Genomic DNA, 10,719 nt, shown 5'->3' with positions numbered 1-10,719 from the left:
TGAAGACAATGCTTATTTTTCTGTTGTTGGGGATGACCTGGCTGTTGCTGTTCTTTCTGACAGGAAATAAAACGCCATGGGGAATGTTCGATGGAGAAAAAGCTGAAGGAGAAACCATTGTTTCACTGGGGAATGTGGCAGGAAGAAACTATGACAGAATGGGCTTTGATGGCGGAGAGATTCTTTATTCACCGGTTAATCGTGGATGGATTGTCGGAACCATAAAAGGGGAAATGTATCATTTTTCTATAGAAGGATATGAAAGATGGTCCAGAACCATCGGAATTGGTGAAATCCGTTCGTTGGCGTTGAGTAAAGATAACAGGATTGTCTATGTCGGAGAAAGCAGCCCATCCGGTACGCTCTACGCCTTAGAGGTTGCAACGGGAGATATCTTATGGAAATTTGACGGAGTTGATGTTATTGGAGTTGAAAATGAAATTCGCGCGTATCCGATTCCGATTCATGTAGAAACAGACAAGGAAGGGAATGTATATGCCATTTTTTATCGATCTACTGTCAGTAAGAATCATTCAAGAGCTTATATAAGCCGAATCATTTCCTTTGATGAAAGAGGGAATGAACGCTGGCGGTACCCGCTCAATGAAAATATGGACAGCTGGATTAATTGGGGCAGTGTATCTTTTGCAACAGGGCGGTTTGCGTTTGCTTCTGCTAATTATGACAAATCAGGGCCTGAAGAAAGAAAATATAATAAAAATATATATGTTTTGGACAAGGATAAAGGAACTTTGATTAGTGCTAAGGATATACCGGCGGCACCACTTTTTGAGATAACAACGATACGCAATGGTCCTAATTATTCAGAGGATGGAAAGTATTTGTCTGCGATGACCAGTGATGGGAGAGGAATCCTTTTTGATGAGAACGGCAGTATACTTTGGCAACGGGTCCTTTCAAAACCACATAAGGTAGCCGGCGGTTGGTATAACGCTGCCGGTAGAGATGCTTATATCGTGCCTGAAGGTGTTGTCTTCACAACTATTAATACATTTAACCGGGCAAATTGGCAAATTCCCGCACCGATTATACATCCTTCCAGTAATAGCATATATCTTTTTGATATGGAAGGGGCGTATAAATTTAAATATACAGCAGGAGCAGAAGTGGAAGGAATTACATTTTCCTCATCAGGTATCGCAGCTATTGCTATTGGGCGGAATGTAAGAAATCATGATTATGGTGCGCATGGAGCTGCGGTGATCAGTTTAGTCAACGGAAAGGAGCTAAATCGATATCATACTAAAGGGCCTATTCAGGCAATTTCTATTTCTGATGATGGGAAATATGCAGCAGGAATTGAAGTGCCTGCGGTAACACCGGATGGAGATTTAATCGGTTCCTATGATTTGCATATTTGGAACAGGGAGAATGATAATGATTAGAAACCTTATGCACTATTACAAGCCTTATATGAAACTGCTTATAGGTGTAATTATTGGGACTTTTGCCATGGCGGGGCTTGATTTGATTTTTCCTGTCATGGTAAGAGAGCTTATTAATCAGGTTCTTCCTTCTAAAAACATGACAGCACTTTTTTGGGGATCCGCGATTCTGCTGCTGCTTTATATCTTTGAATTTATTATTTCTTATTCCGTACAATATTATGGGCATATTATGAGTGCATCTATTGAGCATGATATGAGAAATGATCTTTTTTCTCATATCGAAACGTTATCTTTCCGTTATTTTGATAATGAAAAAACAGGGCAGCTTTTATCCCGTATAACAAGTGATGTGACGGAAGTAAGTGAATTGGCTTTTCGCGGTCCCAATGACGTTTTACTTTGTGCCGTCATCATGACAGGAACCATCGTAGCCATGCTTATTATGAATTGGACATTGGCCATTTTAATCGGCGGGCTCCTGATTGGTAAAGCATTCCATACAGTAAAAATAAATCGGAAGATGAAAGATGCCTTTCGTAAAAACCGTGTAAAAGCAGGAGAAGTAAGTGCCAGAGCGGAAGAGAGTTTATCAGGGATTCGCCTTATAAAGGCATTTGCCATGGAAGATTTTGAGCGGAAGCGTTTTTGTGGTAAAAGTAGGGAGCTTAGAAATACAAGGTTCAATTCCTATAAATTAGTTGCCTATTTCTCAGGAAGTATTAATTTTTTTACGAATTTTATCAATGTGGTGGTTTTGCTGGCGGGTGGATATATGATTTCCATCAATATACTTACATTGCCGGATTTTGTTGCATTTTTACTGTATGTGAATATTTTTATGCGTCCTGTATTCCGATTAACTATATTGGCGGAAGTATATCAGCGGGGCATGGCCGGGTTTTCACGTTTTGAAGAAATTATGAATACCAAACCGTCTATAGAGGATCCCGAAATGCCACTCGTTTTTAATAAAGTCAGAGGGGATATTTGTTTTAAAGATATGAGTTTCGGCTATGATGATAATCGTTTGGTCTTGCATCATATAAGTTTGGATATCCCTGCAGGTAAAACGATTGCTTTCGTGGGGGAGACAGGAACAGGGAAGAGTACTCTTGCCAATGTCCTTCTTCGTTTTTATGATCCTTCATCGGGAGAAATATTGATAGATGGAAAAGACATAAAAGAATATTGCCAACAGGATTTAAGAAAACAGATTGGAATCGTGCAGCAGGATGTTTTCCTTTTTGGAGATTCAATTGGTGAAAATATTGGGTATGGAAAAGAAGGGGCTTCTGCGGAAGAGATAAAAGCAGCAGCGAAATTGGCTGCTGCTGATGAATTTATTTCGCAGCTTCCCCATGGATATGAAACCAAAGTGGGAGAACGCGGAGTTAAGTTATCTGGCGGGCAAAAACAGAGGATTTCTATTGCCAGGGTATTTTTGAAAAATCCTCCTATTGTTATCTTTGATGAGGCCACATCATCACTTGACAGCCAGACAGAGAAAAAGATACAGGAAACATTGAACGACTTGGCAATGGACCGCACAACGATCATTATTGCCCATAGATTATCCACTGTCCGTGATGCCGATCAGATTATCGTGCTTGATCATGGAGAGATTATAGAAAAAGGAACTCATGGAGAACTTTTGGAGAAGAAGGGAAAATACTTTGAGCTTTATGAGGCACAGAAAAAGAGCGGGAAATATACAGCCGGGAATGAAAAAGTATAATCTGTTATAAAACGGCTGCCTATTTTGTATGAAACGGGCAGCTTTGTGATGAAACCATTAGAAGATTTGTTGTTTTCATGGGTTACAGAAAGAAAATGGTATAATAAAAAAGTAAATTTTAGATAAATATAGTTTGATTAAGTTTAGGTGCAACGATGAAAATAGGTGGAGAAAGATTTCTAAGAGAAGATATAAAAAATATAAAAGTAGCGGTGATAGGTGATATTATGCTTGATCGATATATTTCCGGAAATGTGGAACGCATATCACCGGAAGCGCCTGTTCCTATTAATTTAGTGAAATCACAGCGAAATGTTTTGGGAGGAGCTGCTAATACGGCTGCCAATTTATCCTCTTTGGGTGGACAAGTTTTTATTGCAGGTATGCGAGGAAATGATAGAGATGGAGATACACTTTCAGAGTTATTAAGGGCAGCCGGGATTGATGATATGGGAGTTATCGTGTCAGAAGAGTACTATACTACGACTAAAGTCAGGATTCTTGGCGCCCGCCAACAGATGATGCGTCTTGATTTTGAAGAAAGGTGTAATCCTGATGATAAAGTATGCAAATATATTTTAAAATGGCTGGATCAATTGCTTCAGCAAAGAGTAGGCAGTATTGTTTTGTCCGATTATGAAAAAGGTATGATTACAGAACAGTTGGCGCAAACCATTATAAAAAAAGGGAAAGAGTATGATGTGCCGGTACTGATTGACCCTAAAGGATGCGATTGGACAAAATATAGAGGTGCATATGGAATTACCCCCAATATAAAAGAGCTATCTGATGTCGCTGGATTCGTCATCAATAATAATGATTCAGATATTGAACGGATTGGCAGAAAGGTGCGGGAAACGTTTCAGATAGAAAATATCTTTGTAACCAGGTCTGAAAAGGGAATTACCTGTATTAATAAAAATGGAAGTGTACATTGTGCTTCTGTCGCACAGGATGTCTTTGATGTCTCCGGAGCGGGAGATACTGTTATGGCCATACTTGCAGCCGCAACAGCTGTCAATTTGGATATGATGACCGCTCTTGAACTGGCAAATACGGCAGCTGGAATTGCGGTGTCTCGAGTGGGAACTTATCCTGTCGGCCACACTGAAATGATCGACGCATGGTGCGGATCCAATATGATGCGGACGGCTTATATCCCGATAAGCTGGGAGGAAGCAAAAAGTAAGGTGGATGCGTGGAAATCCCAAGGAGAAACTGTTGTTTTCACAAACGGATGCTTTGATATCCTTCATAAGGGACATGTTACTTATCTGCAGCAGGCGGCGGCATTGGGGGAGCATTTGATTATAGGTCTTAATGCGGATGAATCTGTAAAAAAACTTAAAGGTGAAGGGAGACCGGTTAATTCGGAATCGGATCGGGCATTTATGCTTAACTCATTGAGGTTTGTGGATGAAGTTGTCATTTTTAATGAAGAAACCCCTTTGGAATTGTTAAAATGTCTGGAACCGGATATTTTGGTAAAAGGCGGTGACTATAGTGTGGAGGATGTTATTGGAAGAGAGTATGCGGGGGAAGTCAGAATACTTCCTTTTGTAAAGGGGTATTCTACGACCCAGATAATTAATAAAATTTTGGGAAAATGAGACATTGATTTTAAAGAGAGTTGTGTGATAGATAAAAGGGTTTCTTTTGCGCTATTTCCAGTAGAGATATTTGATAAGGAGAATAAACATTATATCAAGGAGCCCAATGGAAAGAAGACCATTTGAGGTTCCAGAATATTCAATCATGCTGCTGACAATAAGGCTGCCAAATGGTGTTGCACCTAAAAATACAAGGGCATATAAGCTCATGATACGTCCTAGGTAGCTGCGTTCTGTTGAAAATTGGATGATTGTATTAAAGTTGACGATGCTGATAATAGCGGTGAACCCAATTCCTGCATAAAGAAGAAGTGCTGGATAAAGCGAATTCGTCTGACTGATGATAATTAAGCACAAACCACATAAAAGAGCTGAATAAAAAGGAAGAGTCTGTTTCGGTTTGGATATTCCTGATGCGGAAATCAGTCCGCCAATCATGGAACCGGTACCAACAGAAAAAAGTATTTTGCTGAATCCGTTTAATCCGGCATGGAGTACTCTATCCGCAAAGGGTGGACCGTAAGTACCGAAGTTAAGAATCAAACCGCTGACAACTGCGACCGCAAGCAAATTGGATAAAATAACTTTATGATGCAACGTGTATCTGAGACCTGCCTTGATTTCTCCCATTATATCGTTTGAGATGGTATGGTTTTGTGGTTCATCCACTTTTATATGCAAGTAGACAATGATAATAGGGATAAGACAGAGTGCATTCAAAAAGAAAATAGTACTGTAGCTGAGATAGCTAAGAAGAAAAGCTGCTAAAATGGGACCAAGCATTCTTGTAATATTAAAGTTGGTGGAATTTAAGCTGACTGCACTTTTCAGGTATTGTGTTCCCACTAAGTAAGGCATGAAAGCCATCCGTGCGGGAAGATCAATACAGTCTATGGTACCGAGAAAAAATGCAAAAAGAAGAATCCAATAATAATCAATATGACCGCTCCACAGGATGAGCCCTAAAAGAAAAGCCTGGAGCATATACATAAGCTGTGTTCCCAACAAAATACTTTTCTTTTTGTGGCGATCAATCCAAAAACCGGTCCACAGTGTGAAAAGGAGGCTTGGCATATATTGCATAGTACTCAGAACACCTAACAGCAGAGGGGAATCAGTAATTTCATAAACAAGCCACTGCTGTGCAGTAAGCTGCATCCAAAGCCCCATGAGAGCAACCCATTGGGAAAGGAAAAAAGTCCGATAGTTTTTGATGGTAAAAGCAGGGAAAGTGTGTAATAAATTGAATTTTAACATAATGATCCTCTAATAAATTCAGTTTTTATTATACTACCACAGGCAGTCTATGGATATGAATAATAAAGGAGCGTTTTTGTGAAAAAAAAATTATGGTATGCTGTGAAATCCGGCAGGAAAACCGGTTTGTTTACAAGTTGGGATGACTGTAAATTGCAGGTTATTGGATATCCCGGTGCGTCCTACAAAGGCTTTTTTACAAAAGAAGAAGCAATGGAATTCTTGGGGGATGTTGCTGATAAAAAGGTGAAAGCCTTGAAAGACGAATTAAGAGTGGCGGTATATGTAGACGGTTCTTATATTCCGACAATTCCCGATACCTTTTCGTTTGGGGTTGTCTTTATTCACCATGGAACTGTTGAAACTTATGCAGAGAAAATTATTGATGCAGAAGAAGCGCAGATGCGGAATGTGGCGGGAGAAATACATGGTGCAGTGTTTGCGATGGGAAAATGTTTGGAAAAAGGGATCTCGGAGATAAATTTATATTATGATTATGTCGGTATAGAGAAATGGTGTACCGGAGAGTGGAAAGCGAATAAACGGGGAACAAAAGCGCTGCGGGAGTATTATGAATTAATAAAAGGACAGCTGATGGTTCATTTTCATAAGGTGGCAAGCCATACAGGCGTCATGTACAACGAAATGGCTGATCAATTGGCAAAAAATGCATTGCTGGAATAAGAACAGAATTATTCATAATGAATAACGAAGAAAGGCTTTTGTAAAAAAGATATTCTTTTATATAGACAGAGGAGAGTAAATATTCATCAGCAAGATTTTACAAGCAAGAAAAATCTCCTTACGATTGATGTAAAATTGCGGTACGAAAACTGCAATGAATAAATCGAAGGAGATTTTTTGCGTGTGTAAATATTATGTAATGTTTACTTCTAAATATGGGAATGAAATCACTGTCAAATAAAGCCTATATGGTCGTTTCATTTCTTGTTTGCCCTCTTTGACAAAAGGTTACCGGTGAACTGCATAAACTGGACAATAATGATTAAGACAATAATTGTGGCAATCATGACATCCGCCTGGAAGCGCTGGTATCCGTAACGGATGGCAAGGTCACCGAGGCCGCCTCCGCCAATGGTTCCTGCCATAGCGGAGGATCCGATGAGGGAGACTATAACAACGGTCATGTTTTGAATGACAGAAGGAAGTGCTTCGGGAATTAAAACTTTGCGGATGATTTGGAATGGAGAAGCGCCCATGGATTCGGCAGCTTCAATAAGGCCCGACGGAATTTCACGGATAGAAGTTTCAACCATGCGGGCGGTATAAGGGATTGCTGCTAAGGTTAGCGGAACGATGGCAGCGGTGGTACCAATAGAGGTACCCGCAATTAATCTGGTAAGAGGGATAATTGCTACCATGAGAATAATAAAGGGAATGGAACGAATAACATTAACGATAAAAGCCAGTGGCTTATTAATAATCGGGCAGGAAAGTATTCCATTTTTCTCTGTAACAACAAGAAGTATTCCTAAGGGTATGCCTGCGGCTGCCGCGATAAAGGCAGAAATGGAAAGCATATAAAGGGTTTCAGCCAGACTTTTTAAAAGTAAATTAGTTATTACGGGAGACATATCCGATCACCTCACTTGTAATTGGTAAAGCGTTTAAATGTGTAAGCGCGTCTGTAAGATCTTCCAAATGCCCACTAATCATAATGAGCAGGCGGCCAAAAGAAATATCTTGGATGTAGTCGATGGAGCCGTAAAGAATACTTACGTTAAGATTATACTTTTTTATCAATTGGGCAATAATCGGTTCATTAGTTACATCACCACGGAACGAGAGTGAAATAAGTATATTATCAGATTCATGTTCTTTTGTAGGATGTATATTCATGTGGGAAAGCTGTGCGGGCAGTTCAGAAGACATGACGGAACCGACAAATTTTTTCAGTGTTTCTGTTTGAGGATTTGTGAAAAGGTTAATGACAGAACCTTCTTCAATAATTTTCCCGTGTTCAATAACAGCTACATGCTGGGCAATTTCTTTTATGACTTCCATTTGGTGTGTAATCATAACGATGGTAATTCCCAGTTTTTTATTAATATCTTTCAGCAATTGGAGAATGGATTTTACTGTTTCCGGGTCCAAGGCACTTGTTGCTTCATCAGACAGAAGGACGGATGGGTTGGAGACAATGGCGCGGGCAATGCCGACGCGTTGTTTTTGTCCGCCGGAAAGCTGTGCGGGATATTTATTTCTGTAGTCTGCCAGTCCGACTAATTTTAAGATATCATTAATGCGTTCTTTTTGTTCTCCTTGAGGTACATTTGATAATTCGAGAGGAAATGCTACATTTTCATATACAGTACGGCTGGACAGGAGATTAAAATGCTGAAAAATCATGCCGATTTTTTTTCGTTCTTTACGGAGTTCTCTTTTTGAAAGGGTGACCATATTTCTTCCGTTCACGATAACATCTCCTGAAGTTGGCGGTTCCAGCATGTTTATACAGCGGACGAGCGTAGATTTCCCCGCACCTGATTGTCCGATGATGCCGCAGATTTCACCATCCTTGATAGTGAGACTGATATCATTTAATGCATTAAAGCCGTTATAGATTTTGTTTATGTGCTTTAATTCAATCATATAATGCTCCTTTATAATAAAAAACTTTCATCAAAAGATGAAAGTAATAAATCATATCATCTTTCGAGCAGAATACCCGCTGGATTTGGCACCGTTTTCCATTGGAAAGGTTGTCGTAGTTTCACCGGGCCAGTCCCTCCGCTACTCATGATGAATTTTCTGAAGTTTGCCGTTATGCGTTGCATAAGGATTAAGATGGGAATATATTACGCTCTATATCTGAAAATGTCAATACTAACTTACCGATATTATAAAATATAGGAATATTTTGCTTGTGGTATCACATAAATGCTATAATGCATTAAAGTGAGAAAGATTTTTAATTATTAAGGGAGCGAATATTTATCAAAAGTGTATTAAGGAGGTTATGATGAGTGTAAATCAGCGTTTGGTAAATCCACTGACAGATAATTTGTTTGATATTATTTTGAAATTGGAAACCAGGGAAGAGTGCTATGAATTTTTTGAGGACCTCTGTACAATTAATGAACTGCATGATATGTCACAACGGCTTGAAGTGGCCCGTATGCTTAGGCATGGAGAAAAATATGACAAGATTGAAGAAGCAACTGGAGCATCCACGGCAACAATCAGCCGCGTAAAAAGGTCGCTTGCTTATGGCGCCGATGGATACGCCCAGATGCTGAAAAGAATAGAGAAAGAGAAGGAGGATGTATAATGAGAGATTTTTCAAAAATGCGCCATTCCGGATTTAAGGCTTATGATATACGTGGGATCGTACCTACGGAAGTGAATGAGGAATTGGCTTATCGTGTGGCTCGTGCATATGCACAATTATACCATCCTAAGAAGATAAGCGTGGGATATGATATCCGGCCTAGTTCCCTATCGATTGCTGATGCTGTAATTCAAGGAATGAATGGTGCTGGTGTTGATGTATATAACATCGGTCTCTGTGGGACGGAGATGATGTACTTCACCACCTTTTATTATGGGTTGGATGGCGGGTTTATGATTACTGCCAGTCATAATCCGGCAAATAACAATGGAATTAAAATCGTTCGGGAAAAAGGAATACCTGTCAGCGCAGATACCGGTCTTAAGGATATTGAAAGAGTTGCTTTTTCAAGTGAGTTTGAAAATTGTGCTGAAAAAGGACATGTTTATACAAAAGAAATTATAGAAGATTACATTCAGAGCCTTTTATCTTTTGTGGATATTTCTAAAATGAAGCCGTTAAAAATTGTTGTCAATGCAGGAAATGGCTGTGCCAATATTTGCTTCGAAAATTTAAAGAAGTATTTACCGTTTCATTTTACGGAACAGTATATGAAACCAAATGCAACATTCCCTCATGGTGTACCTAATCCTATGCTGGAGGAATGCAGACGACCTTTGATAGATCAGGTCCTGTTGGACGGTGCCGATATGGGTGTAGCCTGGGACGGTGATTTCGACCGGTGTTTTTTCATAGATCATAAGGGAAATTTTGTAGAAGGCTATTATATGGTGGCTTTACTTTCTCGATATTTCCTGAATCGGTATAAAGGAGAAACTATTATCCACGATCCACGCGTGTATTGGTGTGTACAGAAAGTTTGTAAGGAGCTGGGGGGAATCTCTGTAGAATCAAAAGGTGGACATGCATTTATGAAAGAAACTATGCGTAAAGTTGGCGGTATTTATGGTGCAGAAAATAGCGCCCACCATTTTTTCAGAGATTTTTCCTATTGTGACAGCGGGATGATTCCTTGGCTGATTGTAGCGCAAATTATTAGTGAAACAAATGAATCTCTTTATGAGCTTGTTTCCGATTTGGAAAAAGAATTTCCATGCAGTGGGGAGATTAATCTGCCGGCGAGTCATGTTGATAGAGTGATGCAGGCTGTTGAAAAAAAATATGCAAATGATGCGAAAGAAATTCAGCATATAGATGGACTGGGAATGGATTTTGGGAAATGGCGGTTTAATTTGCGTGCTTCCAATACGGAGCCCCTGATTAGGTTTAATATGGAAACGAGAGGGGATAAGTTGCTTTTAGAAGAAAAGAAAAAAGCGGTCATAGAGTTCATAAAAAACCAAGATTAAAATGTGGTTTGCAGCAAGACTTGAAAATCGTTTTTTATAAGACGAG

Annotated in this window: 9 protein-coding genes and 1 riboswitch; of the genes, 6 read left to right on the top strand and 3 right to left on the bottom strand. The window is 39.6% G+C overall.

Annotation, left to right across the window (positions count from 1 at the left end):
• Positions 1 to 8 precede the first annotated feature (8 nt).
• The 3 genes from GCWU000321_RS01245 to rfaE2 all read left to right on the top strand — a co-directional run bounded on the left by GCWU000321_RS01245 (position 9) and on the right by rfaE2 (position 4,754).
• Entirely contained in the window at positions 9 to 1,406 is a 1,398-nt protein-coding gene (locus GCWU000321_RS01245; RefSeq protein ID WP_244835028.1) for a dehydrogenase, read from the top strand.
• Entirely contained in the window at positions 1,399 to 3,144 is a 1,746-nt protein-coding gene (locus GCWU000321_RS01240; RefSeq protein ID WP_040381074.1) for an ABC transporter ATP-binding protein, read from the top strand. Before GCWU000321_RS01245 ends, GCWU000321_RS01240 begins: the two co-directional genes overlap by 8 nt.
• A 155-nt stretch (positions 3,145 to 3,299) precedes the next feature.
• Complete coding sequence (gene rfaE2, locus GCWU000321_RS01235) at positions 3,300 to 4,754, top strand: D-glycero-beta-D-manno-heptose 1-phosphate adenylyltransferase (RefSeq protein ID WP_007069246.1); 1,455 nt, start codon at positions 3,300 to 3,302, stop codon at positions 4,752 to 4,754.
• Positions 4,755 to 4,805: 51 nt separating this feature from the next.
• On the opposite strand, the gene GCWU000321_RS01230 is transcribed toward rfaE2, so the two are convergent.
• A complete protein-coding gene (locus GCWU000321_RS01230; protein ID WP_007069245.1) occupies positions 4,806 to 6,011 on the bottom strand; it encodes an MFS transporter in 1,206 nt (401 codons plus the stop codon).
• 78 nt (positions 6,012 to 6,089) lie between these two features.
• Between GCWU000321_RS01230 and GCWU000321_RS01225 the strand changes: the two genes are divergently transcribed.
• The gene (locus GCWU000321_RS01225) at positions 6,090 to 6,695 is read left to right on the top strand and encodes a ribonuclease H1 domain-containing protein (RefSeq protein ID WP_007069244.1); all 606 of its coding nucleotides are present in this window, start codon (positions 6,090 to 6,092) and stop codon (positions 6,693 to 6,695) included.
• A gap of 257 nt (positions 6,696 to 6,952) precedes the next feature.
• Here the strand turns inward: GCWU000321_RS01225 and GCWU000321_RS01220 are convergent, their stop codons facing one another.
• Together GCWU000321_RS01220 and GCWU000321_RS01215 are read right to left on the bottom strand one after the other, a co-directional pair.
• On the bottom strand, positions 6,953 to 7,606 hold the full coding sequence (locus tag GCWU000321_RS01220) for a methionine ABC transporter permease (protein WP_007069243.1): 654 nt from the start codon (positions 7,604 to 7,606) through the stop codon (positions 6,953 to 6,955).
• Entirely contained in the window at positions 7,587 to 8,624 is a 1,038-nt protein-coding gene (locus GCWU000321_RS01215) for a methionine ABC transporter ATP-binding protein (protein WP_007069242.1), read from the bottom strand. The genes GCWU000321_RS01220 and GCWU000321_RS01215 overlap by 20 nt, the downstream gene beginning before the upstream one ends.
• Positions 8,625 to 8,677: 53 nt before the next feature.
• Positions 8,678 to 8,781: riboswitch (SAM riboswitch) on the bottom strand.
• 213 nt (positions 8,782 to 8,994) lie between these two features.
• Between GCWU000321_RS01215 and GCWU000321_RS01210 the strand changes: the two genes are divergently transcribed.
• Both GCWU000321_RS01210 and GCWU000321_RS01205 read left to right on the top strand, forming a co-directional pair.
• The gene (locus GCWU000321_RS01210) at positions 8,995 to 9,303 is read left to right on the top strand and encodes a YerC/YecD family TrpR-related protein (RefSeq protein WP_022026836.1); all 309 of its coding nucleotides are present in this window, start codon (positions 8,995 to 8,997) and stop codon (positions 9,301 to 9,303) included.
• Positions 9,303 to 10,673 (top strand): phosphomannomutase/phosphoglucomutase, encoded by a 1,371-nt coding sequence (locus tag GCWU000321_RS01205; RefSeq protein ID WP_007069240.1) that lies wholly within the window; start codon positions 9,303 to 9,305, stop codon positions 10,671 to 10,673. The genes GCWU000321_RS01210 and GCWU000321_RS01205 overlap by 1 nt, the downstream gene beginning before the upstream one ends.
• Positions 10,674 to 10,719 lie beyond the last annotated feature (46 nt).

The sequence above is a fragment of the Dialister invisus DSM 15470 genome, assembly GCF_000160055.1.
In the GTDB taxonomy this organism is placed as follows: Bacteria; Bacillota; Negativicutes; order Veillonellales; family Dialisteraceae; genus Dialister; species Dialister invisus.
This window is presented reverse-complemented; position numbering and strand designations above follow the sequence as displayed.